This window comes from Janthinobacterium sp. GW822-FHT07H10, assembly GCF_058798675.1.
The window spans coordinates 128,685-155,449 of the sequence record NZ_JBXAKS010000006.1 but is presented as its reverse complement, the minus strand read 5'-3'; the positions used below and the strand labels follow the sequence as shown (position 1 = coordinate 155,449).

Sequence of the window (26,765 nt, the reverse complement as noted above, 5' to 3'; positions counted from 1 at the left end):
CGGCGCATGAGCACCACCGCCTGGTTCATCCTGATCGGCTGCATGATGCTGGCGCGCGGCCTCGGGGCCGCCAGCATCGCGCGCCTGCCGTTTACCTCGGCTATGGCTTATCTGGGCGTGGGCCTGCTGCTGGGCCCCATGTTCCTCGGCCTGTTCTCGCTCGACCTCGTCAAGCAGGCGCCGCTGCTGGAAACCCTGGCGGAAATTGCCGTCCTCATCTCCCTGTTTTCCGCCGGCGTGAAAATGCCCGTGCCGTTCAGCCTGGCGCGCTGGCTGCCGTCGCTGCGCCTGGCCTGGCTGTCGATGGCCATCTCCGTGGCCCTCGTGGCCACGTTTTCCTGTTTGGTACTGGGCTTGCCGCTGGGCGCCGGCGTGCTGCTGGGCGCCATCCTCGCGCCCACCGACCCCGTGCTGGCCACCGACGTGCAGGTGCGCCACGCGGGCGACAGCGAACAGCTGCGCTTTACCCTGACCAGCGAAGCGGGCATGAACGATGGCAGCGGCTTTCCCTTCGTCATGCTGGGCCTGGGCTTGCTGGGCCTGCATGAACTGGGGCCGGGCGGCGGCACCTGGCTGTGACGCGACCTGCTGTGGGCCAGCGCGGGCGCCATCGCCCTGGGCGCCGCCGGCGGCGCGCTGCTGGCCTGGCTGGGCTGGCAGGTGCGCGGCAAGGAGCCGAAACACGAAGTGCTCGACGACCTGGCGGGACTGGGCTTGATCGCCCTCGTGTATGGCCTGGCCACCTGGCTGCACGCGTGGGGCTTCCTGGCCGTGTTCTTCGCCGGCGTGGCCCTGCGCCAGACGGAACTGGTGCTGGCGGGCGCCCCGAAAGACCGCCAGGGCTTGCTGCAGGCCGAGGACGTGCATGGCGGTTCGGCCGTCAAGCCGCACGACAACGCGGCGCCGCTGACCGTCAGCGGCGAATCGCTGGTCTTCAAGGAACACCTGGAGCGCCTGTCCGAACTGACCTTGGTGCTGTTGCTGGGCGGCGCCGTCACGGCCGCCGCGTGGAGCTGGCAGGCGTGGAGCGCGGGCCTGTTCCTGCTGCTGGTGGCGCGCCCGTGCAGCGTCATGCTCGGCCTGCTGGGATCCGGCACCAGCCTGCGCCTGCGGGGCCTGGCCGCCTGGTTCGGCGTGCGCGGCATCGGCTCCATGTACTACCTGTGCTATGCGATCGCCCACGGCTTGCCGCCCCGGCTGGCGCACGAACTGGCAAATATCACCATCGTCGTCATCATCCTGTCCATCGTCGCGCACGGCCTCACCGTCAAGCCCCTGTTCGCGCGCTACTGGCGCAAATAGGCCGTCATGCGGCGCCGTTGTCATTGCTTCACAGCAATGATTTGCCAATTAGACCTATATCTTGCGGAAATGTTGTTAAGATAATTAAAAACGGCAAAGAGAGAAGCAATGAAACGTAGAAGCGTGCTGGGACTGGGCGTCTCGCTGGCCCTGCTGCAAGGCGGCTGCGCCACCGATCCGGCCAGGCTGGAATGGGAAAAGGAATTTGACAGCTTCATGCACGACGGCCTGGCGCGCACGGAGACGCCGGGCATGAGCGTGGCCGTGGTGCGCGGCGAGCAAACCCTCTTCGCGCGCGGCTATGGCTGGGCCGACATCGAGGCCGGCAAGAAGGCCGATGCCGACACGGCGTTCCACGTGGCGTCCGTCAGCAAGCTCGTCACTGCCACGGCCATCATGATGCTGCTGGAACAGGGCGCCTTCCAGCTCGACGACAAGGTGTCGGCCTACCTGGACTTCCCGCTCATGCATCCGAAGTTTCCCGACGTGCCCATCACCTTCCGCCATTTGCTGAGCCACACCTCGGGCATTTCCGACGCCGTGTATGAAAAGACGACGGCGTTTGCCGTGCAGGGCGACCCGCGCCTGCCCTTGCGCGACTTCGTCAAGGGCTATCTGTCGCGCGGCGGCGCCTGGTATGACGCGGACCTGTCGTTTGCCGCCCGCCCCGGCACGGAATGGCGCTACAGCAATGTCGGCGTGGCCCTGCTCGGTTATCTGGTGGGCCGCCTGAACCCCAACGGCCTCGACACCTATGCCTACGAGCACCTGTTCGAGCCGCTGGGCATGGACCGCACGGCGTGGAGCCTGGCCGGCTTGCCGCGCCGCGCCGTCGTGGCCCAGCCGTATGCACACAAGGAACCGGGCCTGCAACTGCTGCCGCCCGTCGGCTACCCGGACTGGCCGGCCGGCCTGCTGCGCAGTTCCGCGCATGACTACGCCCGTTTCCTGGCCATCTTCAGCAATGGCGGCCGGGTCGATGGCCACCGCTATTTGCAAGATGCCACCCTGCAACTGTTCTTTGCACCGCAAGCGGCCGCGATCACGCCAGCCGATCCCGCGCTGCGCCAGGCCCTGGTCTGGCAATTGCGCGATGTCGACGGCACGCCGCTGGCCACGCACAGCGGCTGCGACCCGGGCGCGGCGTCCATCGTCTGCGTCGACCGCGCCAGCAAGACGGCCGTGCTGGCCTTCGCCAACATCAGCGCCGACAAGGAGTTCCGCTCGTTCCAGAAAGAAGTCGTGCGGCGCCTGCTGGCGCACGGCGCCGGCAAACCGGCCAGGGTCTAGGAAGCTCGCGCTATGTGGGGCGGCGCACGGTGATCGGTGGTCGAGCCGGTATGCTGGGTCACACCGACCAATCACAGGAGAGCGGCATGACGAATCGCATCGGCAACAAGGACGTGGCGCAACAGCGCAGCAAGAGCGAAAAGGCCCGCATCAAGGCGGACAACATCGCCCGCGAAGCTGTGAAGAAAGCCGAAGCCAGGGCCAGGTACCGCAATGCCGTCAAGGGCCAGCCGGCAGCGGCCGCCTAGCCAGGGCCGCCCCGGCTAGGCGCCGAACCAGCCGCGCAGCTTCTCGGCCGCGCGCTGCTTGACGTCAGCCGTGATGTAGGTGGCCACCGTGGCGACGGCCGCCGCCAGCACGGCCAGGTCATCCGCATAGCCGACCACGGGCGTGATGTCGGGAATCGCATCGATGGGCGAAATGAAATAGCCGAGCGCGCCATAGATGGCCGTCTTGGCCCACAGCGGCGTATTCGGCTGCTGGGCGGCGTAGTACAGCCACAAGGCCTTTTCGATGACTTCGCGCCCTGCCGTCTTGGCGAACTTGACCACCTTGTCCCAGAAACTGTCATCCGTATATTTCTTTTCATACTGCTTGTCGGCCTGGGGGGCGTGGTCTTGCTCGAGATTTTTTCTTCTGCCAAACATCTGCTGCTCCTGTCTGCCGCGCACGGCTTTACGAATGCGCACCTTAGCATAAGAGCGCGCCAGTTGCGCGGCACCCCGGCAACGCCTGCATAGGAAAAACATGGATATCTCCGCCACCACCACCGCCAGGGCCGCCGGCCTGCGCTACACGGGCGACCACCAGCCCGGCCTCGTCCGCCTGGGCAAACCGGCCAAGTTCCGCTATGTGGACGCGGACGGCCAGGCCGTGCGCGACGACGACACCTTGACGCGCATCAAGGCGCTGGCCATTCCACCCGCCTGGACCGATGTGTGGATCTGTGCGCGCGCCAACGGCCACCTGCAGGCGACGGGGCGCGATGCGCGCGGCCGCAAGCAGTACCGCTACCATGCGCGCTGGCGCCAGGTGCGCGACGAAGTGAAATATGAACGCATGCTCAGCTTTGGCAAGGCCCTGCCCGCCATCCGCGCCGCCGTCGCGCGCGGCATGCAGCTGCCCGGCCTGCCGCGGGAAAAAGTGCTGGCCACCATCGTGCATCTGCTGGAATTGACGATGATGCGCATCGGCAACGAGGAATATGCGCGCACGAACAAGTCGTTCGGCCTGACCACCTTGCGCACGCGCCACGTGCAGGTCGATGGCAGCGCCGTGGCCTTCCATTTCAAGGGCAAGAGCGGCGTGCGCCACGATATCCGCCTCAGCGACCGCCGCCTGGCCAGAGTGCTGCAGCGCATGCGCGACTTGCCGGGGCAGGAACTGTTTCAGTATGTCGACGACGCGGGCGAGCGCCACGGCGTCGATTCGGGCGCGGTCAATGACTACCTGCGGGAAGTGACGGGCGAGGACTACACGGCCAAGGATTTCCGCACCTGGGCCGGCACCCTGCTGGCCGCGCTGGCGCTGCAGGCATTCGAACTGGTCGATTCTGATGCGCAAGCCAAGAAGAACATCGTGCAGGCGATCGAGTCGGTGGCGAAAAAGCTGGGCAACACGCCGACCATCTGCCGCAAGTGCTATGTGCACCCGGCCGTGCTGGAAGCGTATCTGGATGGCAGTCTGTTGGAAGGCATGCGCGCGCGGGCGCGGCAGCAACTGCAGGAGGACTTGCCGGCGCTGGCGCCGGAAGAAGCGGCCGTGCTGGCCTTGCTGCAACAACGCTTGCAGGGCGAGGCGAAGGACCAGGCCGGCGTCAGGCCGCGCGCCGCGGCTGGCACTGCGCCGACAGCTTGAACGCGTCGCCGTTGCACAACGGCATGGCGCCATGGCCCGCATCGCGCGCCACGGGCGCCGGCGCGCTCTCGCCTTCGGTCGGCTGCGTTTCGTCCGTATTGATCAGCGTAGCGGCCAGGGTCGACACCGTAAACAGGCAGATCAGCAGGAATGGCTTGTTCAAATGGCTTGGCTCGGCTCGCTTGTGCATCGCATACTCCGTCGGAATGGTTGGCTGTTGCAGCATAAACACGATCATCGCGTGTTTCCGCAAGGCATACAATCAGACGATTTCGACAAGCTGGGTAGGACAGCGCTGACAGCGCCCGGCCATCGTGACAGCCCGATAGCGGCGCGCCGCGGCCATGCGTGTCGGTACAATTGACACGCTCATGCGCAGCACGCCTCCACCAGCCTTCAACCCCTTGTTTCAGAAGGACTTTTTATTCAGGAACGCTTCCTGCTTGACCTCTTGCCTGGGCACGCTTGGCGCCAGCAAATGGGGGGACAATCATGAACGTCATCAAACAAGCGCTGCTGGCGCTGCTGCTGTGCGCGATGAGCGCCGCGCACGCCACCAGCATCGGCTACACGGCTACCGCCCTGGGCGGCACGCAGTGGCGCTACGACTATACCGTCAGCAATACCACGCTGGCCGTGCCCATCGAGGAATTCACCGTCTTCTTCAGCGTGGGCCCCTACATCAACCTGCAAAACGTTTCCACGGCGCCCGGTTGGGACTTCTTGCTGGTGCAGCCCGATCCCGCCATTCCCGACAGCGGCTACCTCGACGCACTGGCGCTGGCGGGCGGCATCGCTCCCGGCGCCACGGCAACGGGCTTTTCCGTCACCTTCGATTATCTGGGCGTAGGCAGCCCCGGCCCCCAGCTGTTCGTCGTTCTCGATCCCGTTTCCTTCATCGAACTCGACACGGGCAGCACGCAAGCGGTGCCCCTGCCCGCCACGCCCTGCCTGCTGCTGGCCGGCGTGCTGGCCATGCTGTGCCTGCGGCGCCGGCAACTGGCCGTCGTCGCGCTGGCGGCGAGCCTGTGCGCCTGCGGCGGCTCCAACGATCCGACGCAGCCGCCCACGCCGAAAGTCATGCTGGCGGCGGACATGGAGACAGCAGCGGACAGAGATGCGCTGGCAGGCCAGGATGCGGCCGCGGCCGCCACAGAGGCGACGACTGCCACGGCGCCCAGCGTTGCCGTCGGCCCTTTTGACGTCACCTCGCTGCGCAAGACGGCGGAGCGGCGCATCAACCGCAGAATCTACGAATACACGTTTCGCATCAGCATCCGCAACAATGGCAGCGAGACGGCAAACAATGTGCACGCCGTCCTTGCCGGCATTCCAGCCGGCGCCACCGTCGTTGACGGCGACGTCCAGGCCGGCAGCATCGCGGCAGGCGCGACGGTCACCGCCACCGACGTCGTCGTGCTGCGCATCAACCGCACGCGTCCGTTCGAGCTGGGCGGCCTCATCTGGAATATCACGGCCGTCGACAGCGTGGCGCTCGATGCCGTGCGGCCGGCGCAGGTGGTGGTCCTGTCGCTGGCCGAGCTGGGGTTGCCGGACGGTGCAGACAGCGTCAAGGCCAGCGGCGCCATCAGCGACGTACTGCTCAGGGATGGCACCCTGCGCTTTTCCACGCCCGGCGATACGGGTGTCGACCAGCACGCGCAATTGTTCATTAGCAAGGGCGGCGCGGTCTCGGTCTTCGATGTGTTGATCCAGACAGAATTGCCGACGGCAGTGGAAACCTATGTCGAGCCGCTCGACGATGGCAGCCTGCCGCCCACCCCGCCCCAGCTGGCCATCACGGGCCTGGGAGCGAACAATACGCTGCAGGCGGATGGCCTGGCCTTTCGCCTCAGCGGCGCGCCGGCGATGGCCCTGCAGAATGACAGCGACGGCTTCCTGGCCGCACCCGGCGGCCCCGCCATCAGCCTGAAGTCCTACTGGGTCTTCCATCCCGACACGGGCAGCTTCACCATCGGCGCCACGGCCATGCAGCAGCTGCTGGCCGTCCTGCCGTCCGGCGCGCTCGACATGAATCTCAACTTCGTGTCGGAGGATGGCGAATTTGCCGTGTCGTACGCCTTGAGCGTCATCAAATCCAATACCGTGCTGCTGGGACAGATGCGCACGCCGGCGGGCGGCAATGCGACGGGCCTGGCCGGCAAGAAAATCCTGCTCACCGGCTATAACTCCCACCAACGCCGCGTGGCCGTGATCGACGCCACGGGCGCCTTCCGTTTCGACGGCGTCATCCCGGACACCTACCAGCTGACCTTGAACGACCTCGAGCATCCGAACGTGGTCAGCATCAGCGCCGCCGTCTTTCCTGGCAGCACAACGGTCAACGTCGGCATCGTCTATCCGTTCGCGACGGCCCTGGCGCCGCCGGCCGCCGCGAACACCTATACGGCCGGCACGGTGACGCAGGATGGCGCCGCGCCGTCGGCGCGCGGCGGAACGGACGCGGGCGCGGGCGCCGCGCCGCCGGACGCCACGCCGCTCGATGACGAAGGCAGCCAGACCTTCAGCGCCACGGCGGCCGCGCAAAACAACACCATGACCACGCCCATCGTCTACACGGTACCGAAGGGCACGAAAAACGTGGGGGTGAAGATCACCGTCAGCACCGCCGAATATCCCGTGTACACGACGCAGCAAAGCCGCTACAACGATACCTGGTCGTATTCCGTGGTCGGCTTGCCCGGCGCCAACCTGGCGGCGGCCGGCGCCGTGAACCAGTCACACTTCACGCAAGGCACCATCGTCAGGACCGATTGCATCGATGTCAGCAAGCAAACGCAGAATGGCCCGCTGGCCGTCGGCGGCGGTGTCAGCGCCACGAATATCGGCGACAACCTGCTGCCGACGGTTACTCGGGTGGAGCTGAGCCTGGTGTGCAAGGGCCTGAAAATCACCAAGGCAAGATTCCTGTCGCCGAACAAGGATGCCCATCCCATCTTGCAACCGATCAGGGTAGCGGGCAACTTGCCGGGCCCCTATGTCTCCGTGTCGCAGGGAGCCACCACGCCCACCCACACGGTGCCGCTGGAACTGCAGTACACGCCGGCGGCGGCCACCATTACGGAAGTCAACATCGGCATTTCCGCCAGCGGCGGCAACCCGTCCTTCAGCGCAGACAACCTGTTGGCCCAGGCAAACACCAAGAATCCCGGCAAGGTCAAGTTCCCGGGCCTGGTGCTGCCCACCTTTGCCGGCGCCAAGATCGACAAGAAGGCCGTCGTCACCATCCGCCTGAAGGGACAGATCAACGGCACCGAAGCGACGTCCGATCCAAACGAGGGCGGACAGGTGGACTTGAAGGGCGACACGGCCTTCATCCCGCTGTACCTGGCCAACAACGAGGCGGCGCTGGCGGCGCGGCGCTACGGCTCGCGCGATGCCGGCGGCGATTCCTGGGCCACCCGGCTGACGATCGCCTGGCTGCTGAACAAGCCCTACCGTTTCGACGACATCAGCGGCCAGCACGTGACGCAAACGGCGGCAGGCCGCTCCATCCTCGGGCACAGCGGCCACAGCGATGGTCAGCAGATCGACATGCGCTACGCGGACGGCGCGGGCGGCTACGCCGATACGCTGGACGGCCAGGGCAACGGCGCCGGCATTCGCAAGCTGATCGATGATGCACAGGCGGAAGTGGCGGCCGGCCAGGTGAACAAGCCGAGACTGGCCTTGCTGGTGGCGTGGATCACGGCCAACCGCGCCATGCTGACGCTGGAAGCGGCGGCCGCCGACACGCGCGTCATCTACATCGGCCACAGTTTCGTCAAGCTGGCCCTCGTCGATGGCCGCTTTGCCAACCCGCCCAAGGGCTTGATACCGGGCGCGGGGGCCTGGGCCAAGCCGGCCAAGGTGAGCATTGATCCCGCCCACCTGAGCCATTGGCACCTGAGCCTGACGGCCCATCCCTGAGCGACCCGGCGGCGTCTGGCATGTTCAGCCAGGCAAGTCGGACAATTCGAGTTCCGAGAACCCGGCCCGGCGCCGCGCTTCCAGGTTGAACGGGCCGCGCAGGGTCGGCGCCTCGTAGCGCAGCGCCAGCTCGGCATAGGTGGCGCGCAATTCCAGGCCGCGCTGGTCGCACAGGTAGCCATACCAGCGGTTGCCGATCTCGACGTGGCCCACCTCGTCGCGCAGGATGATGTCGAGGATGGCGGCGGCCGCCATATCTCCCGCCTGCGCCAGCTTGGCGCGCAGCGGCGGAATCGCGTCCAGGCCCCGCGCTTCCAGGGTGCGCGGCACCAGCGCCATGCGCGCCAGCACGTCGCCGCGCGTCTTGTCGACCATTTCCCACAGGCTATCGTGTCCGGGAAAGTCGCCATACGTGTGACCGAGCACCTGCAGGTGCGCCTGCAGCATGGCGAAGTGCGTGGCTTCCTCCTTTGCCACGCGCAGCCAGTCCGTGTAGTACTCGGCCGGCAGGTCCGGGAAGCGCCACAGGGCGTCGAGCGCCAAGTTCATGGCATTGAACTCGATATGCGCGAGCGCGTGCACGAGCATGGCGCGCCCTTCCGGCGTAATCATCGAACGCCGCCCCACCAGGCGCGGCGGCACCAGTTCCGGGCGCTCGGGACGGCCCGGCACGGGTCCGCCTGGCGCCAGCGGCGATCGCGCATCCAGCGGGAGTGGCGCCTCGGCCATGGCCGCCACCATCGCCACCTTCGTCGCCGGGTCCGGTTCGAGCAGGCAGGCGAGCGCATACGCGCGCAATTCCTGCGGCGGCGTGGGGATCAGTGGAGATGGCTGCATGGGACTACTTTCTGGCGCGTGTCTGAGTAAGGGGCGCAGTGTATCAAATTGCCTGCCCCACCAGCCAGTCCAGCAGCGCCTGCACGCGTGCCGGCAACGGCGCGCGCGCGCTGTGCACGAGGTAATACGCTTGCGGGCTGGGCAAGGTAAAACCGCCGAACGGCAAAACAAGCTGGCCGCTGGCCAGCCACGGCTGCACCAGCTGGCGCCGGCCCATGGCCACGCCCGCATGGTGGATGGCCGCCTGCGCGCACAGGTCGGCGCGGTCGAAACGCAGGCTGCGCGCGGGCAAGGCCACTTCCGGCGCCTGCGCGTCCAGCCACAGCCGCCACTCGGCGTCGGGCGCGCAGGCGGGCCAGGCCAGGGTGTCGTGCAGCAGCGTTGCGCCTGGCAAGTGTTGCGGCATATCAAGCAAGCCGTGCTGGCGCGCATACGCGGGACTGCAGACGGGCGCCAGCCATTCGTCCATCAGCTTGCGCGCCGCCAGGCCAGGAAAGTTACCGTCGCCATAGTGCAGCGCCAGGTCCACCTGGCCGGCGCGGAAGTCCACGGCCTCATTGCCCACGCGCAAGTCGATGTTCAAATCAGGAAACTGCGCCGTGAAGCCGGCCAGGCGCGGCACCAGCCAGCACTGGGCGATCGATGGGCGCGCATGCACGGTGATGCTGCCCGCCAGCGCATCGCCGCCGGTTATGGCCGCATGCAGGCCGTCCCAGCCCGCCTGCAGGGCGGCAAAGATGCGTTCGCCATCGCGCGTCAGTTTCACCCGCCGCGTCAACCGTTCGAACAGCCGCATGCCCAGGCTGTCTTCCAGCCGCGCGATGCGGTGGCTGACGGCGCTGGGCGTGAGCGCCAGTTCCTGCGCGGCCAGCGCGAAGCTGGCGTGGCGCGCCGCCACGAGAAACGTGTGCAGGTTGGCGAACTGGCTGGCCGTGAGCGTGGCCCTGGGCGGCACGCCGGCCGGCATCAATCGGCTCCGGCCGCCAGCAGCGCGCGGCCACGCGCCACGTAGGCCACCATTTCTTCCTGCGGCACCATGCTGCCGCCCGTGCCCCACACCAGGTGCGTGGCATTCCCCAGCTGTTGCCGGTATTGCGGCGCGGCCAGCACGGCGTCGATGCCCGCGAAACCGGCCACGGCGGACGGTTCCAGGCGCAGCTGCTGCGTTTGCTCCAGCAAGGCCAGCAAGCGGTACAGTTCCTCATCGCTGACGGTGGCATAGCCGTCGATCAGCCGCTGCATGGCGCGCCCGACGAAGCCGGACGGCCGGCCCACGGCCAGGCCATCGGCCGCCGTCACGTTGTCGATGCCGATGTCTTGCACGCTGATGCGCTCGTGCAAGCCCGTATGCACGCCCAGCAACATGCACGGCGAGTGGGTCGGTTCGACGAACACGCAGTGCACGTCGTCGCCAAAGGCCAGCTTCAAGCCAAACGCCACGCCGCCGGGGCCGCCGCCGACGCCGCACGGCAGGTACACGAACAACGGATGCTGGGCGTCGACCGCCACGCCGGCCGCTTCCAGCTGACGCTTCAGGCGTTCGCCCGCCACCGCGTAGCCGAGGAACAGATCGTGCGAGTTTTCATCGTCGACGAAATGGCAGGTCGGATCGCCCTGTGCCTGCCGGCGCCCCGCTTCCACGGCCACGCTGTAATCGGTCGCGTACTCGACGACGGTGACGCCGTGGCTGCGCAATTTATCCTTCTTCCACTGCCGCGCGTCGGCCGACATGTGCACGGTGGCGCGAAAGCCCAGGCGCGCGCTCATGATGCCGATCGACAAGCCCAGGTTGCCCGTGGAGCCGACGGCGATCGCGTATTGGCCGAAAAACGCGCGTACGGCGTCGCTGGCCAGCACGCCGTAATCGTCGCCCTCTTTCAGCAAGCCGGCCTCGAGCGCCAGCGTTTCCGCATGTTTCAGCACTTCATAGATGCCGCCGCGCGCCTTGATCGAGCCGGAAATGGGCAGATGGCTATCCTGCTTGAGCCACAGCTGGCCCGGAATCGGTGCTTCCGTGCGCGCCGCCAGTGCCGCCTGCATGGCGGGCAGCGGCACGACGGGTGATTCGATGACGCCGCCGCTGGCCTGGGTTTCCGGGAAAGCCTTGGCCAGGTACGGCGCAAAGCGGGCCAGGCGCGCGCTGGCGTCGGCCACGTCGGCCGCCGTCAAGCCGACGTCAGCGAGAGCCTCGGCCGCCGGCGCGATGCCGGGATTGAACCAGCTCAAGGGCCGCAAGGCCATCAATTCTGTAATCAGGGGAAATTGCTCGCGCAGCGCGGCGATGGCAGGTGTGGGCAGCATGGCAACCTCGTCAAGGAACAAGCCATGATTAGACTCCATCCGGGCGCGGCTGGCAAAGGATGGTTAATCAGGCAATGGGTGACGGGAGGTCATGTGTGCTGCCGCTGGTCTACCTGGCTATCCGATGGTGCCATCCCATTCTCGATCTCAGCAGCATTACGCATTAAAAATTCCCTGCCGTCGGCCTTGGCCAGAAGTATATATTCATGCAAGTTCCGGGATTTGAGCTCTTTCAGCACCCACAGGACCATGATGCGTTGATATTCATGATTGCTTTCCCATGCGCGTACGCACAGGGGTTCCGCATGGGGCGATGCCATGCGGCCGAGTCCTTGCAGCGCCATCCGGCGCACATATTCATGTTCGTCCTGCACCAGTTTCAGCAAGGCTGATTCTGCGGCAAAAAAGGGGAACTTTTCCACGCCCAATTGCACGGCAAACTGCCATTTCACGTCAGGATCGTTGACCGCAAGCGCATGTGGCAGGAGGAACAGGAACCAGTCTTCGCGCCTGGCCAGTTCCCTGACCAGATATGCGGTTTCATTGTCCCTGCCAATCGCATACAGCAGGTCGGCAATGTCGCCTGCCGTGGAAGCGTGCGGAGGGCCGGTCTTGATATGCGTCAGAAAAGCAGCGTTTATTTCAGGCCATTTCGCATAGTCGCATTCCCACTCGCCACTTCTTTCATCGACAGGACGCTCCGACGCCCAGCGTCGAAATACATTTACGGCGGTGCTCAAGGCATGGTGCATCGATTAGCTCTTCAAAAAAATGTTGCTGCCATCTGCATCCGCCACGGGCCAGTTGCTGTCGTATGCGGCCTGCGCCTCGAAGACACTATGAGTGGCGCCAACGTTTTCCACCTTAGACCGGAAAACGAGGGCACACGCGCGTTCCCCATGGCGGGGGCACAATATACGCCCGGCACTCCCGGCCGACCATCCTGAATCGCGGGCCAGCCCTGCCCTTTTTGACGCCCAATCCACCACGGGATCAATCGCCGGATCCTCCAGGCTTTCTTGAAATACATGCCAACAACCTGCCATTTGGCATGCAATCAATGGCTGGGCATAGGCAAGGGCTACGATGGCATCGCCAGGAAAAATCATGTTTGATCGGCTGCATCATGCACAGGCGCAGCCGCTGCCTCGCCTTGCACAAGGGCGCGCCAGGCGCGCAATTCCCCGTCCGTCAGCGCCGGCCCCCAGCCGTTGCGGATCGCCGCATCGTGCTGCGCATAGTGTCCCGGCGCCGGCACGGCGACAGCATGTCGCCCGCAGAGGCGGAACACGGCTTCCAGCTGCCGCCTGGTCGCTGGCAAGTCATCGCCATGCCACGTGCAGGCACTCGTTTCCTGTACGTGCTGCAAAAGTTCCGTCAATGTGCCAAGAAGTGTTGCCGGTATTGCCGCGCTGACCTCTTCCGGCCAGGGATCGCCCATGCCGCTGACAGGCAAGGCGGCGAAGCCGCGTTCCCAGGAGGCAAAATTGCCAGACTCGACCTGCGCCACTTTCCAGACGTGCTCGATGAAAGCCGTCAATGCCGGATGCTCAATGGCATGACGCTGGCAAAAGCGCTGGAGACAGGTCACGGCGATACATTGCCTGGCAATAATGGAGAGCGCGTCTATCGGTATCGTCTGCATGAATCGGGAGGCTTCTCAAAATAATAGTTATCCACATCAACTATAACCGCCCGCTCGATACCTGTCGCCGATTTTGCACCCGGCAAGCGCCTTCCTCCTTAGGCATCAAGGCCGAAGGCGCTCTATTCCTGCTCGGCCTTAGAACTGCAGCTGCAAGCCCAGGTCAATCGACCTGCCCTCGGCCGGCAAGGCTTGCAGCGCCCCGCCGTTCGCCTTCAGTCCCGACAGGTAGACGCCGCCGAGCGGGTCCGCATACGCGCGGTTGAACAGGTTGCTCACGCCCGCAGTCAGGCTGGCCATCTTGGCCAGCGCCACGCTGGTGCGCAGGTTGACGAGGGCATAGCCGCCCGTTTCCCGTTCCAGCCGGCGCGCATCGACCCTGTCCTTGCGGGCAACGATCTTCGTTTCGATGCGGCTGCTCCAGGCGCCCAGCTTGTGCTCGACGGCCAGCAAGGCGTTGAACGGCATCATCCGGTACAGGTCGCCGCCATCGCTGCGCTTGCCCCGCGTATAGGCGGCGTTGCCCGTGGCCATGAAGCGGCCCCAGCGCGCGCTGCTGGCCAGCGGCAGCTGCCAGGCCAGGTTGGCGCCGTACAGCTTGGCGTCGTGGTTGGCGAAGCGCAGCAAGTTGCCGTTGGCGCCCATCTGCATGTACGGGTGGAAAGATGACAGCACGTCGACGTCGATGTAATTGTCGACCTTGCTGTAATACGGATTGACGCGCACGAACCAGCCCTCTTCGCCGCCGCCATGCCAGTCCGCCGTAAACGCCGCCGTATATGCCGTCTCGGGCTTGAGGTCGATATTGCCCACATAACCGTTGCCATCGCCAAACCAGTTGGTCATGGTCATGGCCATCGAGCCGCGGCCCCACGAGTAGCGCTCGTACAGGTTGGGCGAGCGCACCTTGCGCGCCAGCGCGAATTCATAGCTGCTGGCCGCGTCCGGCGTGTAGGTCGCTTGCGCCGAGGCATCGATATTCGTGTCGCGCTGGCGGCGTTCGCGCGCATTGAAGGCGGCCGCCGCCATGCTGTCGGCCATGTTCATCATGTTCGTGCCATACGACTGCACCTTGCCCGTATCCATGCGCACGGATTCGGCGCGCAGGCCCAGCACGCTGCTCCAGCGCGCGGCATGGCGCGTGTCCAGTTCGGCAAACAGCACGGTGCGCTCGCGCTTGCCGTCGTTGATGTTCAGATAGCTGCGCGGCCCCATCATCATGGAACCGGGCACGGCCGGCCAGTAATCGTCGAGGCGGAAACCGTGCCATTCCTGGCCCAGGCGCAATTCGCCCGTGCCCGTGGGCAGGCTGGCCTGCAAGGCGTAGCCCGTATTGCGCCCGTGCGTGAGCATCGGCATGGTGCCCGTGCGCTCGGGCGTGAAAAAGCCCATTTCATGGTCGGTCTGCTGCCAGTAGGCGCGCGCGTCGAGCACGCCCCAGCCGAACTCGCCCCGATAGGCCAGGTTGGCGAACTGGCCGTGGTTGTCCGTCATGTCCATGTACTGGTTGGGAAAACCCTGGTACGGGATATGCTGCACGCCGGCGCGCAGGGTCAGTTGCTGGCCCTTGCCCTTGGCCGACAGCACGATGGCCTGGTTGATGCTTTCCACCATGCTGGCCAGCACCGTGTTGCCATGGCCATCTTCATAACTGTGGGCGCGCGCATAGGCGCCGCTGTAGCCGATGCTGAGCACGTCGCTGGCCGCCGACGCGTTCACGCTGGTCGACACGCTGTTGTTGACGCTGCGTCCCGACACGGCAACGCTGCCTTGCGTGTGCAGGGCCGCGCCGGGCTGGGCAAACACGGGCGCGTTTGACTGCACCTCGATGGTGCCGCCGATGCTGTCGCCGCCGGCACTGACGGGCGTCACGCCCGCGATCAGGCGTATGCGCTGCACTTGTTGCGGATCAATGTACGACAGCGGCGCATTCATATGATTGGCGCAGGCAGACGTCAGTTCCATGCCGTCGATGCGGATCTTCAGCCGGTCATCGGCGAAACCATTCACGACGGGCAAGCCGGACACGCCGCCGCCGGCCGCCACGCTGTAGCCTGGTGTGCTGCTGAGCATTTGCGCCGTGTCGGCGGCGGGACGGTAGCCATCCTTGACGGCCGTGACGATGACTTTCAGTTCAGGCAGGACGGCCGTGTCGACGTCGCTGCGGGACTGTGCCACGGCGGGCATGGCGGACATGGCAAGGGCGAGGGAAATCAATAAAGGGAAATGGTTCATGCTGCTGCTTTCGAATTCTGTATGGACGAGGCGAACGGCCACGGACGCGCAAGCGGCGCGGCGCGGGGCGGTTCACGGACGGGATGGCAGTATCAGAAAGCGGCAGGCGGGCCGCGGGGCTGGACGGGCGTCCAGGCGAACAGCGGTGTGGGGGATTGGTAGAACAGCAGCGGCAGCAAGCCGGCGATCAGTTCGCCGGAAGCGAGCACGAGGGCCGTGGGCGCGATGTCCAGGGTGGCCGCATGCATGCTGCAGCACGGGCAATCGCCCATGTTCATCGCCGGCTTTTGCGGCGCGGACGGTTCCTGCACGCTCGATTTCATCGGCAGCATGCTCATGCCGCCGGCCACCGAGCAAATCTCGAAGCTGGGCACGGCCCGGCCGCTGGCGACCGTGAACGCGCGCGACACGGTCGGGGCGAGCGCAGCCAGGAGGATGGCGATACACGCGATCCACAGGACGATGACGGCGCGGCCTTGGCTGATGAACATGCCACAATTATAACCGCCGCCCTGCCCCGCGGCCAAGGCCCAGGGTCAAGTCAGCCGTTCAGGCTCAGGCCAGCAGGCAAGCCGTCGCCTCAGGCCGTCCTGCCTGCTGGCGGCGCGTCTTACAGGTCGACCTTCATCGACAGCTTGATGGCGCGCGGCGCGCCCGAAGCCAGACGCGTGCCGGCGCCGGCCCAGTAGCGCTTGTCGGCCGCGTTTTCCACGTTCAGCTGCCACACGGCGGCTTTGTTCATCAGCGTGCCCGCATAGCGGGCGCCGGCGCTGAAGAGCGTGACGCCGCCGAGGAAGGCCTGGTTCAGGTCGTTAACGGGACGGGCGCTGTAATAATACGCGCCGCCGCTCAGCGACAGGCCCGGCAGCCCATCGAAGGCATACGCCAAAAAGGCGCTGGCCGTGCGCTTCGACGCATTTTCCGGCGCCTTGCCGTTGTAGTCGGCGTTGATGTGCGCAAAGGTCGGGTCGAGGAACTGGGCCGACGTTTGCCACGACAGCTGGCGCGTCAGCTTGCCCTGGGTCGACAGTTCCAGGCCGCGGTAGCGCTGTTCGCCATCCGACGTGAAGACATTGCTGCTATTGGTATAGTAGCCGGGACGCGTGATGTCGAACAGCGCGGCGGAGACCAGGGTATCGCCCGGCGCCAGCCAGCGCGCACCCAGTTCCTTCTGCTTGCTCACGCCGGGCGCCATCTTGACGCCCTGGTTGGCCGTGCCCGTCGGGCCCGTCTCGCCCTCTTCCAGGCCGCGCGCCGTGGACGCATAGAACGACAGCTCCGGCGTCAGCTTGTAGATTAATGACGCCATCGGCGTCGTCTTGCTGACGTCGTAATGACTGGCGCCCTGGTCGCTTTGATAACTGCTGCGGCGCACGCCGACCACGCTTTGCCATTGCGGGCTGAAGACCATGCGGTCGAGCGCGTACAAGCCCGTGTCGCGCGTATCGAGCGCGGCCGTCGTCGGCGCCGTCGGCTTGGGGCCGAACACGACATTCGTCACGGGCACGGGGTTATACAGGTTTTGCGAGGCGATCGTGTAGTTGCTCTGGTAGATAGGATCTTGCGACTTGTCCGTGCGCGACACGCCCAGGGTCAGTTCATGCGCGATGACACCCGTATGGAAGTTGCCCGCCAGCTCAGCGCGCAGCAAGTCCGAGGCCGTCACGCTGTGCTGGATATTGCCCGTGATGCGGCCAGCGCCCGTGGCCAGCGCCGCCGCGTTATTCAGGCGGAAGATCGCCAGGCGGCGGTCGCGCGCCGTTTCCGAGTGGCCCGCTTCCACCGTCAGGGCCCAGCCATCCGTGATGGCGTAATCGGCGCGCAGCTGCGCGTTTTTCGTCTGCGCCTCGAAATTCGACCAGTCCGGGCCGATCAACTGGCGCGGGTCGACGGCGCGCGGCAAGCTGATCACGCCTTTCACGGCCGCGGGCAGGGCCACGCCCGCCTGCTCCGTCACCTTGCGGCGGTCGTATTCCAGGTCGGCCTTCAGCAGCAATCTGTTCGTCACGCGCCAGTCCAGCGCCGCGGAGAGGAAGCTGCGGTTGCCATTGCCGACATGCTCCAGGTAAGAACCGAGCGTGCCGCCGGCCGCGTTCACGCGCACGCCGACTTCCTGCTCGGCGCCAAACCGGCGAGCCACATCGACATTCGCCACCGCGCTGCCGCGGTCGTCGATGCTCAAGCCCAGGCTGGTGACGGGCTTGCTGCCGGCCCGCTTGGTGACGAAGTTGACCACGCCGGCCGGCGACGTGAAGCCGTAGTACAGGGCCGAGGCACCCTTCAGCACTTCCACCCGTTCCTTGTTTTCCATGGGCACTTGCGAGAAGTTCATGATGGGCATGGAACCGTTGAGGCGGTAATTCGTGCGGTTTTCCACGGCGATGCCGCGTATCACCAGCTGGTCCCAGGTCTCTCCGCCGTTTTGCTGGCGCGTCACGCCGGCCGTGTTGCGCACGGCATCGTACAGGCCGGAAACGGCTTGCTGCTCCAGCAATTCGCGCGTGATCACGTTGACGGTCGAGGGCACGTCCATGATGCTGGCGCCGCGAAAGCTGCCCGCCTCCGTGGTGAGCGGCACCAGGCCCCGCGCGCGGGCGCCCGTCACCTGCACGGCCTGCATGACTTTCTCATCGCCAGCCGTCAAGTCGTCCTGGCCATGGACTGCGTTGGCGGCCAGCGCGGCGTGCGGGGCGAAGGCCAGCGACAAGGCGGCGGCCACAGGAAGTAGTTGCAAGGAAGGAAAAGCTACGCGCATAAAGACAGGACTTTCTACAGAGAAAATAGACAGAAGGAAACTTCAGGTTACCCGGCATGATAACCGTAACGAGAATCATTCGCAAAAATAAGTGAGATTGCGTGAGTTTTGGCGCAATAAATAGCGCGCGAGGGACTCTGTTATCACATGAGCACGTTTGAATTTTGCAGATGAGCTGGCAAAGAGGCATACTGACAGTCACGGCGCGCAGGACGCGCCGTCCAACAAGATACTAAAAGGTAAGTTCGTGAACACAATCGACAAGAAAAGCGTGCAGACGAAAACATTTCGCTGGAAACGCTGGCAGCGCTGGGCCATCGGCTCCGGTTGCGCCCTCGCCGCCTACAGCGCGGCCGGCTTCTGGCTGGTGCCGCAAGTCATCAAAAACCAGCTGCCCAAATTTGCCGACAAGGAACTGGCGCGCCAGGCCAGCATCGCCGACGTGCGCTTCAATCCGTTCACCCTGCGCCTGGAAGCGGACAAGATTGCCTTGCAGGAAGCGGCCGGCGCGCCGCTGCTGTCCATCGGCGCCGTGGCCGTGCAGCTCGAATGGAAATCCATCGTGCGCCGCGCCTGGAGCCTGGCGGAAATCCGCATCACGGCACCGCAGGCCCATCTGACCATCACGCCTGACGGCAAGTTCAACCTGGCCGAAGTGCTGGCCACCTGGCAACGCAACCACCCGGACAAGAGCGAGGGCGGCATGCCGCGCCTGATCATCGGCCACTTTGCGCTGGAACAAGGCAAGGTGGCGTGGCAAGACCAGAAGGCGGGCTATGCGGACAACTTCACGCCGATCGCCTTCACGCTCGACAATATTTCGACCCTGCCCGACGCCAACGGCAGCTATACCTTCAGCGCCGATGCGGCGCGCGGCGGCAAGCTGCACTGGCGCGGCACGGCCTCGCTGAACCCGATCCGCGGCGAAGGCGAACTGGTCCTGACTGACGCCTCCCTGCCCGGCCTGGCCGCCTACCTGAAAGCCTATACGCGCGCCGAAGTGACCAGCGGCAAGCTGTCGGCGCGCCTGCCCTATCACTTTTCCTATGCCGACGGCACGCTCGACGCCAAGCTGGCGGGCGCCGGCCTGGCCCTGCGCGACCTGGCGCTGGTGCGCGACGGCAAGGGAGAACCATTTACGGCCATGACCACCCTGGCCGTCACGGGCGCGAACGTGGACCTGGCGCGCCAGAGCGTCACGGTGGAAAAGATCAGCCTGGACGGCGGCAAGCTGGCCATCCGCCGCGACAGCAAGGGCGAGATCGACCTGGCGAACCTGATGCTGCCTGGCAAGCCAGCAGCGGCGCCGGCCGCCACCGCGGCCCCTGCCGCGCCCTCGAAGCCGGGCAAGTGGAAGGTGGATTTGAAACAGGTGGCACTGGCCAATGTGGACGTATCCGCCATCGATGAAACCGTCTCGCCGGCCCTGCAGCTGAGCGCCAAACAGCTGCAACTGCAATTACAACTGGCCCTGCAGCAAGCGCCATCCGGCATGACTACCGTCATCGACGGCGCCAGTTTCGCGCTGGCCGATCTCGCCATGCAACGGGGCGCGCAAACGCCGTTCAAGCTGGCCCAGTTGGGCTTTACAGAAGGCAAGATTGACGTGGCGGCGCGCGCGGTGCACCTGGGCGCCGTGACGGCCAGCGGCGCGCAGATCGACCTGGCGCGGAACCGCCAGGGCCAGTTCGCGATCGCGCAAAAGCTGCCCGTGTTTGCTTCCAGCAAGACCGACACCGTCGCCGAGGCGCCGTCCGCACCGTGGTCCACCAGGATAGACAAGGTAGAACTGAGCAAGTTCGGCGCCCGCTTCGACGATGCGGGCACTGGCATCAAGGGCAACTTGCAGGACGCCCGCCTGTCGCTGCAGCATGTCAGCAACGACATGAAGCAGGCGTTGCCGTTCGAGCTGGGCGTGGGCTTGCGCGAAGGCGGATTGCTCACGGCCAACGGCAAGTTCGTGCCGGGCACGGGCGCCGTCGATGCGCAGCTGAACCTCAAGCAACTGGCGCTGGCGCCCGTGCAGCCGCTGCTGGCGCAACATCTGAAGCTGAAGCTGGCCGGCGGCGCCATCTCCGGCAGCGGCCGCCTGACGACAGGCGGCGGCGCGCCCAAGGCGCCGAAGCTGCGTTATGAGGGCGGCGTGGACATCGCCGGCCTGGTGCTCAATGAAACGGATGGCAAGCGCTTTGCCTCCTGGAAAAGCGTGCGTGCCGACAAGCTGACGGCCAGCGTGGGGCCCGACTTTGTCGACATTGCCGAATTGCGCGTGGTGGAACCGAACGCCCAGCTGATCATCGAAGACGACCGCAGCCTCAATGCGCAGCGGCTGCTGGTCAAAGCCCCGGAACCGGCAGCCAAAGCGGCACAGCCGGCGACGCCGGCAACGGCGACATCCACGGCCGCCACGGCGGCGGCACCGGCGCCGGACGCCGCCTTCCCCGTGCGCGTGCGCCGCGTGCGCCTGCAGAATGCCAAGCTGGATTTTGCCGACCTGAGCCTGCGACCGCAATTCGCCGCCAAGATCTATGAATTGAATGGCGTCGTCACGGGCCTGTCGACGAAACGCGATGCGCGCAGCCAGATCGAACTCGATGGCCGCATCGACGAATTCGGCCTGGCCCGCGTGCGCGGCCAGCTCAACCCGTTTGCCCCGACCGACAACACGGACTTGAACGTGGTCTTCAAGAACGTCGACATGGTTTCCGCCTCGCCGTACACGATGAAGTTTGCCGGCTACAAGGTGGCCGAGGGCAAGATTTCGCTGGACTTGCAGTACAAGGTGCGCAACCGCCAGCTCGACGGCACCAACCAGATCGTGCTCGACAAACTGACCCTGGGCGAGCGCATCGACAGCCCGGACGCCCTGAAACTGCCGCTGGAACTGGCGCTGGCCATCCTCAAGGATAGCGACGGACGCATCGACCTGGGCTTGCCCGTGTCGGGCGACATGAACGATCCGCAATTCAGCTATGGCGCGCTGATCTGGAAAGCCGTCGGCAATGTGCTGACGAAGATCGTCACGGCGCCGTTCCGCGCGCTGGGCAGCTTGCTGGGCATTAGCGCCGACAAGCTCGAATCCATCGACTTCGATGCGGGCAGCGCCGTGCTGCTGCCGCCGGAACGGGAAAAACTCAAGCAGGTGGCGCAAATCCTCGGCAAGCGCGAACAGCTGAAGCTGGCCGTGCCGGGCCAGTACAGCGACACGGACGCGGCCGCCCTGCGCGCCCAGGCCGTGCGCCGCGCCGTCGCCGCCAAGGCCGGCATCAAGCTGGAAGCGGGCGAGGAACCGGGACCGTTGAACCTGGGCGAACGCAAGATACGCGGCGCCCTGCGCGAGCTGTACGGGGAACGCTTCGGCAAGGCCGAGCTGGACAAGCAGAAGAAGGCGGCGGAATCCGCCTCTCCTGCCGCGGCATCGGCAGCGGCGGCGTCCGGGGCATCCGCATCGGCCGCCGCGGCGAAGATCCCCGTCTGGCAACGCCTGGGCAAGCTGATCGAAGGCGAGCCGCAAGTGGCCGACGCCAGCGCGTTTTATACCGGCTTGCGCGAGCAGCTGGAAGCCAAGCAGCCCCTGCCTGCCGATGCGCTCGCTAAACTGGGCGCCCAGCGCAGCGCGGCCATCCTCGCTGCCCTGCAGCAGGATGGCACGCCAGCGGCCCGGGTCAGCGCGGGCGCGCCGGAAAAAACGGACGCCGCGCCGGGCAAGCTGGTGGGATTGAAACTGGGATTGGCGGCACAATAAGGGCGCCTGACAAAACCGTCGCGAGCGGCAGTCGGCTCGGCGCCCCCTCTTGGCCAGGCAGCGCAGCTGTGCGCGCGGGGACGCCGAGTCAGCGGGCATCGGCGGCCCCAGATCGCAACGCGCGGCAGCTTATGCTGGATGCGCCAAGACACGGAGATAATCTGACGTATGAAAAACCTCGACAAGGTAGCGCCCTATACTGCGTCTATTACACAGGGCAACTTGGGTACGATGACAACGCTGCTTGCGAAGACAGCGATATCAGCAAAGGATAGCATTTCATTTGGTGAAAAAACGCTGCTGACGAGCTATGTGTACGAAAAAAATGGCACGTATCAGCTGATTTATACGACGGTTGAGATTGACGGCAGTATCGACAACTATGTCGAGGATGACGGGATCTTGCCGACACTGTTCTTGAGTCCGGATCAGGAAAACTATGTCTCCATCATTCCCTATCATCCTGATAAGGAACTGGAAATCAGCATTCCCATCTTTCATCGCGAGGATGTGGAAATGCCAAAGGGTAATCGGCCATACACGGGAAACTTCATTGGCACGACGGCGGCCTGTTCGATATTTCACGATGTGGACTTCTACGATAACAAACCTGACAAAATATTGGCCATCGAATTTATCAATGGAAAACTGAAAAAGAAAAACACTATCAAAGTTCCATTACCTGCAAATAACAGAATCACCATTTCCAACAAGGCCATTCATTTGCTGGCCAATGATGGCAGCCTGCTCCAGCACAGAGAGATCGATGATAAAGGCAATGTGACGCGCCAGCGGGAAATCGACGCGAAGGGTATAGATGTCTTGCAGATATTAAGTTCATCCTTCGACAAGGAGTCTTATCTGCTGGCGCAAGAAAAAGAAAAAATCATCATCAAAAAAATAGATGCGAATGGGGCAAGCGACATCATTGAATTGGCGGTCTTTGCCGATCCATTTTTCAATACCTGGCAGCCAGTCCAAATTGCTGACGACACTTTTGTCACGCGTTTCAACAGCGAGTTTGGAAACGGCTGGCTGACCACGAAAAATGATCAGTTGTTGGAACTATTCTATAGCAAGGGTGAGCAAGGCTACAGGAACTTGCTGACAAACGAACTGCTGCCGATACCCCGTGACAACCTGGTCATTGCAAGCATCAACAAGACGACGGACCATGCTTATGCGGTCGTGCTCTACCCGATGACCGACGATCAGGCGGCTAATGCCGAACTCATCGTCTTGAATCGCCGCTTGCAGTAGCGCCGGGCGCCAACATGGCTGCTGGCCATGTTGGCGCACACCCGCGGCATTGCCGGTGCATGCCTCGGTGAGCATCGCTACTTCGCCTTCCCCGCCTCCTTCACCGCTTCGTCCGGCAAGGCAAACGCCACCAGGCTATCGCCCATCTTCGTGCCCAATGAGCCGTGGCCGCCAGCCATCACCACCACATATTGCTTGCCCGTCTTGTCGGAGACATAGCTCATCGGCGTCGCCTGGCCGCCGGCCGGCAGGCGGGCTTTCCACACGGTTTTGCCATTGCGCACGTCGTAGCCGCGGATGTAGTAGTCCAGCGTGCTGCTGAGGAATGCCACGCCGCCGCCCGTGGTGCTGATGCCGCCCAGGCTGGGCACGCCCAGCGGCAAGGCGATGGGCACGGGAGCGCTGTCGCGCGTGGTGCCGTTCTTGTGCATCCACACTTTTTTCATGGTGCGCAAGTCGACGGCGGCGATATAGCCCCACGGCGGCGCCTGGCAAGGGAAGCCCAGCGGCGACAGGAAGGGCTTGATTTCCACGGCGAACGGCACGCCCGTCTGCGGCTGCAAGCCCATTTCCGACCCCGTGCCGCCCTTCGCGTTGGCTTGCGCGCGCGGCACCAGGCGTTCCAGAAAGCCCATATAGTCTGGATTGACCAGCAACAATTGCCGGCCAGGATCGACGGCCGCCCCGCCCCACTCGAAGATGCCGAGCGGGCCAGGCGAGATGATGGCGCCCTTGATCTTGCCCTCGGCCACCGTCTGCGGCGTGAACGGGCCTTCATAGCGGTGCTGGCGGAAGATGATGCGGCACGCCAGCTGGTCGAATGGCGTCGTGCCCCACATGTCCGTCTCGCTGATATTTTTCTCGGGCAAGAAAGTCAGGGCCGAGAACGGCTGCATGGGCGACAGGCGGTCGCCAGGGGCGGCGTTGGCTGTCGGCACGGGTTTTTCCGGCGCCGGCACGACCAGGCTGCCGTCGCGGCGGTCGATCACATAGATGTCGCCGCGCTTGGTGGTGGCGACGACGGAAGGGATTTTGCCTTTCGGCGTGTCGATGTCGACCAAGGTGGGCTGGCCGCCGATATCCATGTCCCAGATGTCGTGGTGCACGGTCTGGTACACCCAGCGCACCTTGCCGGTGGCCAGATCGAGCGCGACGATGGCGCTATTGTATTTCTCGCCATGGGGGTTGCGGTTGCCGCCCCAGGTATCGGGCGTTTCGTTGCCCATGGGGATGTACACCATGCCCAGCTTTTCATCAACGCTGGACACGCCCCACGAGTTAGGCGAGTTGTTGGTGTAGGTCTTGCCATCGGCGATGGGCGCCGTGTCGTCCGGGTTCGAAGCATCCCAGTTCCACATCAGCTTGCCCGTGACGGGGTCGTAGCCACGGATCACGCCCGAGGGTTCTTCCGTGGAAAAGTTGTCGGTCACGCTGGCGGCCATCACCACCACGTTCTGCGCCACGGCCGGCGGCGAGGTCGGCATCAGGAAACCGCGTTTCTTCATGCCCATGCCATGGTACAGGCCGATCACGCCATTTTCGCCAAAGCTCTTGCACGCTTCGCCCGTATCGGCATTGACGGCGATCAAGGTCGCATCCATGGTGGGCGCGAAGATGCGGCGCGGACACTCCATGCCGGCCGCTTCCGGCGCCGGGCTGTCCTTGGCGCGGCCCGCGTTGACGTCCCAGTACGCCACGCCGCGGCAGATCATGTGCTGGTAGCTCGAGGCGTCGCGGTTGATCTTCGGATCGTGGCGCCAGATCTCCTTGCCCGTGTCCGGATCGAGCGCGATGACGATGTTGTGCGGCGTGCAGATATACAGCATGCCGTTGACCTTCAGCGGCGTGACTTCGTTGGCGATCTCGCCCGGGTCGTTCGGCCCCTTGAAGTCGCCCGTATGGTAGACCCACGCCTCCTTCAGCTGCGAGGCGTTGGCCGGCGTGATCTGCGCGGCCGGCGCGTAGCGGTCGCCATAGCCGGAGCGGCCATACGCGGCCCAGTCATTGGGCGCCACGCCCGGCGCGTAATCGCCTTCGGGGGCGGCCGCCATGTTTTCGGCCGGCACCTCGCCATGCAGGGTGTAATAATCCTGGAACAGCGAGAACACGCCCACGGCCGCCGTCGCCACGACGGCAGCCAGCAAGGCGCTCTTGCCCGTGTCGCGCGGTTTCGCCCCGGCACGCAAAGGCGGATCGAGGCGGCGGTCGATGAACGGCAGTAGCAGCCAGACGGCGGCCGCGAACCAGATATCCAGGCGCGGCAACAATTGCCACCAGTCGAACTTCACTTCGATCACGGACCAGATCAGGGTGGCGAACAGCAGCAATGCCAGGAAAGGCTGGGCGCTGCGCCGTCCTTTCCACACGAGCGCACCGGCAACTATCATGCCGATACCGGCCACGACGTAATACCAGGAACCGCCCAGGCTGACGAGCCAGGCGCCGCCGCCGGCAAGCGCCAGGCCCAGCAAGATAAAGATGACTGCGGTGAGTAGCAACAATGGTCCAGGCCGGGATGAGGCAGTCATGATGCTCCTTTACAAGGATGTGTCGGCGGCGCGCGCCTGCGCACCGGATTGAGGGCGATCAAGAACGTTTCATTTTTTCACTAATTTGCAAAGCGTGGCACACGCCAGAAAGCAATATTTACGCGGTGTTGCTTTTCCCCACAGGCGCGCTTGCCCTTGCCCGCTAATTTATATCCACAAGGAAAAACAAATTTCCCAAATAAACCAAATATTGTTCTAAACTGGCTATATCGTGATTTTTGTTAAAAACGTTTTCTCCGCTGCCGGCACCGGGCAGCGCGACGTCTTTCAACAGGAGGTCCAGCATGCCACGCGCTTCTTCCCGCCGCGACGCCATTTGGCAGCCACTGCCATGAACGCCTTCATCTACACCTATTTATTGGCCTGCTACGACGGCATGACCCTGGTACGCCCGGGCCTGGCCTTGACGGGCCTGGCGCTGCTGCTGGCCGCCCTGCTGTGGCGGCGCCCGCGCCCACGCCGGCGCCAGCGCGCGTCCGACAAGCTGGCCGACGCCTGGCCGCACGCGGGCTTGCCGGAATTGCTGCGCGCGCGCAGCGCCGTACCGGCCGGCCCCATGGCCGGACAGGCGGCGCCAGCGGCGTCCAAACCGGCGGAACGGCGCGCGCTGCCGTTCGAGCAAGCCCGCCTCGACGCGATGTTTGGCGAAGACCGGCAATTGCAGGGCGAAATCCTGGCCCTGTTCGTGGCCGAGACGCGCGACCGCCTGGCCGGCATCGCGCATGCGCTGCGCTGCGGCCGCACGGCGCCGGCCCGCGTGCTGGCACAGGAAATCTTCGACGCCGCCACGGCCCTGGGCCTGGGCCAGCTGAAGCGCCTTTCAGGCGCGGCCGTGCATGCCAGTTTCACCGAGGATATCGAGACGCAGCGGCGCCTGCATGCGGACTTGCTGATGGCGCTGGAAGTGCTGTCGACGGCCGTCACGCAGCTCCAGCAGCCGCAGCGTCGCGAAGAGCGGCGGCGTGACGCGGAAAGCCTGCCCTGAGCCAAATTCATCAGATTTGCCGGATTTGATTTTCTGAACGGACCCGCATATGCTCTCCTCACCCTCACCGACTC

Annotated in this window: 20 protein-coding genes; 9 read left to right on the top strand and 11 right to left on the bottom strand. The window is 64.9% G+C overall.

Annotated features, from left to right (window positions below; translation table 11 throughout):
• Positions 1-6: 6 nt before the first annotated feature.
• The 4 genes from AC1RDJ_RS15795 to AC1RDJ_RS15780 all read left to right on the top strand — a co-directional run bounded on the left by AC1RDJ_RS15795 (position 7) and on the right by AC1RDJ_RS15780 (position 2,840).
• Positions 7-579 carry a cation:proton antiporter domain-containing protein gene (locus tag AC1RDJ_RS15795; RefSeq protein ID WP_493028026.1) on the top strand — a complete coding sequence of 191 codons (573 nt, stop codon included), beginning with the start codon at positions 7-9 and terminating at the stop codon, positions 577-579.
• An 81-nt stretch (positions 580-660) separates the two neighbouring features.
• Entirely contained in the window at positions 661-1,302 is a 642-nt protein-coding gene (locus AC1RDJ_RS15790; protein WP_493028025.1) for a cation:proton antiporter domain-containing protein, read from the top strand.
• Between the two features lie 108 nt (positions 1,303-1,410).
• Positions 1,411-2,592: a serine hydrolase domain-containing protein gene (locus AC1RDJ_RS15785; RefSeq protein ID WP_493028024.1), complete on the top strand. Its 1,182-nt coding sequence runs from the start codon at positions 1,411-1,413 to the stop codon at positions 2,590-2,592.
• Positions 2,593-2,678: 86 nt separating this feature from the next.
• A complete protein-coding gene (locus AC1RDJ_RS15780) occupies positions 2,679-2,840 on the top strand; it encodes a hypothetical protein (protein ID WP_198043933.1) in 162 nt (53 codons plus the stop codon).
• Between the two features lie 15 nt (positions 2,841-2,855).
• Here AC1RDJ_RS15780 and AC1RDJ_RS15775 read toward each other — a convergent pair whose 3' ends face one another.
• Complete coding sequence (locus tag AC1RDJ_RS15775; RefSeq protein ID WP_071323803.1) at positions 2,856-3,239, bottom strand: YkvA family protein; 384 nt, start codon at positions 3,237-3,239, stop codon at positions 2,856-2,858.
• 100 nt (positions 3,240-3,339) lie between these two features.
• Here AC1RDJ_RS15775 and AC1RDJ_RS15770 point away from each other — a divergent pair, with 100 nt between their 5' ends.
• On the top strand, positions 3,340-4,449 hold the full coding sequence (locus AC1RDJ_RS15770) for a DNA topoisomerase IB (protein WP_493028023.1): 1,110 nt from the start codon (positions 3,340-3,342) through the stop codon (positions 4,447-4,449).
• Here the strand turns inward: AC1RDJ_RS15770 and AC1RDJ_RS15765 are convergent.
• Positions 4,409-4,639: a hypothetical protein gene (locus tag AC1RDJ_RS15765; RefSeq protein ID WP_156894827.1), complete on the bottom strand. Its 231-nt coding sequence runs from the start codon at positions 4,637-4,639 to the stop codon at positions 4,409-4,411. The two genes, AC1RDJ_RS15770 and AC1RDJ_RS15765, sit on opposite strands and share 41 nt — an antisense overlap.
• A gap of 302 nt (positions 4,640-4,941) precedes the next feature.
• Between AC1RDJ_RS15765 and AC1RDJ_RS15760 the strand changes: the two genes are divergently transcribed.
• Positions 4,942-8,379, top strand: coding sequence for a hypothetical protein (locus AC1RDJ_RS15760; protein WP_493028021.1), 3,438 nt, complete (start codon positions 4,942-4,944; stop codon positions 8,377-8,379).
• A gap of 24 nt (positions 8,380-8,403) precedes the next feature.
• On the opposite strand, the gene AC1RDJ_RS15755 is transcribed toward AC1RDJ_RS15760, so the two are convergent.
• The 8 genes from AC1RDJ_RS15755 to AC1RDJ_RS15720 form a co-directional block, all read right to left on the bottom strand.
• Positions 8,404-9,216, bottom strand: coding sequence for a ferritin-like domain-containing protein (locus tag AC1RDJ_RS15755; protein ID WP_493028020.1), 813 nt, complete (start codon positions 9,214-9,216; stop codon positions 8,404-8,406).
• A 43-nt stretch (positions 9,217-9,259) separates the two neighbouring features.
• Positions 9,260-10,183, bottom strand: a complete 924-nt coding sequence (gene dsdC, locus AC1RDJ_RS15750; RefSeq protein ID WP_493028019.1) for a DNA-binding transcriptional regulator DsdC — start codon at positions 10,181-10,183, stop codon at positions 9,260-9,262.
• Positions 10,183-11,517 (bottom strand): D-serine ammonia-lyase, encoded by a 1,335-nt coding sequence (dsdA, locus tag AC1RDJ_RS15745; protein ID WP_493028018.1) that lies wholly within the window; start codon positions 11,515-11,517, stop codon positions 10,183-10,185. Before dsdA ends, dsdC begins: the two co-directional genes overlap by 1 nt.
• 89 nt (positions 11,518-11,606) lie before the next feature.
• Positions 11,607-12,269: a HEAT repeat domain-containing protein gene (locus AC1RDJ_RS15740; RefSeq protein WP_493028017.1), complete on the bottom strand. Its 663-nt coding sequence runs from the start codon at positions 12,267-12,269 to the stop codon at positions 11,607-11,609.
• A gap of 353 nt (positions 12,270-12,622) precedes the next feature.
• A complete protein-coding gene (locus AC1RDJ_RS15735; protein ID WP_071323811.1) occupies positions 12,623-13,162 on the bottom strand; it encodes a hypothetical protein in 540 nt (179 codons plus the stop codon).
• A gap of 138 nt (positions 13,163-13,300) precedes the next feature.
• The gene (locus AC1RDJ_RS15730; protein ID WP_493028016.1) at positions 13,301-15,397 is read right to left on the bottom strand and encodes a TonB-dependent receptor; all 2,097 of its coding nucleotides are present in this window, start codon (positions 15,395-15,397) and stop codon (positions 13,301-13,303) included.
• 92 nt (positions 15,398-15,489) lie between these two features.
• Positions 15,490-15,888: a DUF2946 domain-containing protein gene (locus tag AC1RDJ_RS15725; RefSeq protein WP_493028015.1), complete on the bottom strand. Its 399-nt coding sequence runs from the start codon at positions 15,886-15,888 to the stop codon at positions 15,490-15,492.
• 119 nt (positions 15,889-16,007) lie between these two features.
• Entirely contained in the window at positions 16,008-18,152 is a 2,145-nt protein-coding gene (locus AC1RDJ_RS15720) for a TonB-dependent siderophore receptor (RefSeq protein ID WP_493028013.1), read from the bottom strand.
• A gap of 247 nt (positions 18,153-18,399) precedes the next feature.
• On the opposite strand from AC1RDJ_RS15720, the gene AC1RDJ_RS15715 reads away from it, so the two are divergent.
• Together AC1RDJ_RS15715 and AC1RDJ_RS15710 are read left to right on the top strand one after the other, a co-directional pair.
• Positions 18,400-21,897, top strand: a complete 3,498-nt coding sequence (locus AC1RDJ_RS15715) for a DUF748 domain-containing protein (RefSeq protein WP_493028012.1) — start codon at positions 18,400-18,402, stop codon at positions 21,895-21,897.
• Between the two features lie 168 nt (positions 21,898-22,065).
• A complete protein-coding gene (locus AC1RDJ_RS15710) occupies positions 22,066-23,157 on the top strand; it encodes a hypothetical protein (protein WP_493028011.1) in 1,092 nt (363 codons plus the stop codon).
• 77 nt (positions 23,158-23,234) lie between these two features.
• Here AC1RDJ_RS15710 and AC1RDJ_RS15705 read toward each other — a convergent pair whose 3' ends face one another.
• On the bottom strand, positions 23,235-25,655 hold the full coding sequence (locus AC1RDJ_RS15705; protein ID WP_493028010.1) for a membrane-bound PQQ-dependent dehydrogenase, glucose/quinate/shikimate family: 2,421 nt from the start codon (positions 25,653-25,655) through the stop codon (positions 23,235-23,237).
• Positions 25,656-26,037: 382 nt separating this feature from the next.
• Between AC1RDJ_RS15705 and AC1RDJ_RS15700 the strand changes: the two genes are divergently transcribed.
• On the top strand, positions 26,038-26,691 hold the full coding sequence (locus tag AC1RDJ_RS15700) for a hypothetical protein (RefSeq protein WP_493028009.1): 654 nt from the start codon (positions 26,038-26,040) through the stop codon (positions 26,689-26,691).
• Positions 26,692-26,765: the final 74 nt, after the last annotated feature.

What these genes read in the sequence shown, in the direction of transcription:
- AC1RDJ_RS15795 (WP_493028026.1), top strand. Translation starts at nt 7, where the DNA reads ATGAGCACCACCGCCTGGTTCATCCTGATCGGCTGCATGATGCTGGCG.
- AC1RDJ_RS15785 (WP_493028024.1), top strand. Translation starts at nt 1,411, where the DNA reads ATGAAACGTAGAAGCGTGCTGGGACTGGGCGTCTCGCTGGCCCTGCTG.
- AC1RDJ_RS15780 (WP_198043933.1), top strand. Translation starts at nt 2,679, where the DNA reads ATGACGAATCGCATCGGCAACAAGGACGTGGCGCAACAGCGCAGCAAG.
- AC1RDJ_RS15775 (WP_071323803.1), bottom strand. Translation starts at nt 3,239, where the DNA reads ATGTTTGGCAGAAGAAAAAATCTCGAGCAAGACCACGCCCCCCAGGCC.
- AC1RDJ_RS15770 (WP_493028023.1), top strand. Translation starts at nt 3,340, where the DNA reads ATGGATATCTCCGCCACCACCACCGCCAGGGCCGCCGGCCTGCGCTAC.
- AC1RDJ_RS15765 (WP_156894827.1), bottom strand. Translation starts at nt 4,639, where the DNA reads ATGCACAAGCGAGCCGAGCCAAGCCATTTGAACAAGCCATTCCTGCTG.
- AC1RDJ_RS15760 (WP_493028021.1), top strand. Translation starts at nt 4,942, where the DNA reads ATGAACGTCATCAAACAAGCGCTGCTGGCGCTGCTGCTGTGCGCGATG.
- AC1RDJ_RS15755 (WP_493028020.1), bottom strand. Translation starts at nt 9,216, where the DNA reads ATGCAGCCATCTCCACTGATCCCCACGCCGCCGCAGGAATTGCGCGCG.
- dsdC (WP_493028019.1), bottom strand. Translation starts at nt 10,183, where the DNA reads ATGCCGGCCGGCGTGCCGCCCAGGGCCACGCTCACGGCCAGCCAGTTC.
- dsdA (WP_493028018.1), bottom strand. Translation starts at nt 11,517, where the DNA reads ATGCTGCCCACACCTGCCATCGCCGCGCTGCGCGAGCAATTTCCCCTG.
- AC1RDJ_RS15740 (WP_493028017.1), bottom strand. Translation starts at nt 12,269, where the DNA reads ATGCACCATGCCTTGAGCACCGCCGTAAATGTATTTCGACGCTGGGCG.
- AC1RDJ_RS15735 (WP_071323811.1), bottom strand. Translation starts at nt 13,162, where the DNA reads ATGCAGACGATACCGATAGACGCGCTCTCCATTATTGCCAGGCAATGT.
- AC1RDJ_RS15730 (WP_493028016.1), bottom strand. Translation starts at nt 15,397, where the DNA reads ATGAACCATTTCCCTTTATTGATTTCCCTCGCCCTTGCCATGTCCGCC.
- AC1RDJ_RS15725 (WP_493028015.1), bottom strand. Translation starts at nt 15,888, where the DNA reads ATGTTCATCAGCCAAGGCCGCGCCGTCATCGTCCTGTGGATCGCGTGT.
- AC1RDJ_RS15720 (WP_493028013.1), bottom strand. Translation starts at nt 18,152, where the DNA reads ATGCGCGTAGCTTTTCCTTCCTTGCAACTACTTCCTGTGGCCGCCGCC.
- AC1RDJ_RS15710 (WP_493028011.1), top strand. Translation starts at nt 22,066, where the DNA reads ATGAAAAACCTCGACAAGGTAGCGCCCTATACTGCGTCTATTACACAG.
- AC1RDJ_RS15700 (WP_493028009.1), top strand. Translation starts at nt 26,038, where the DNA reads ATGAACGCCTTCATCTACACCTATTTATTGGCCTGCTACGACGGCATG.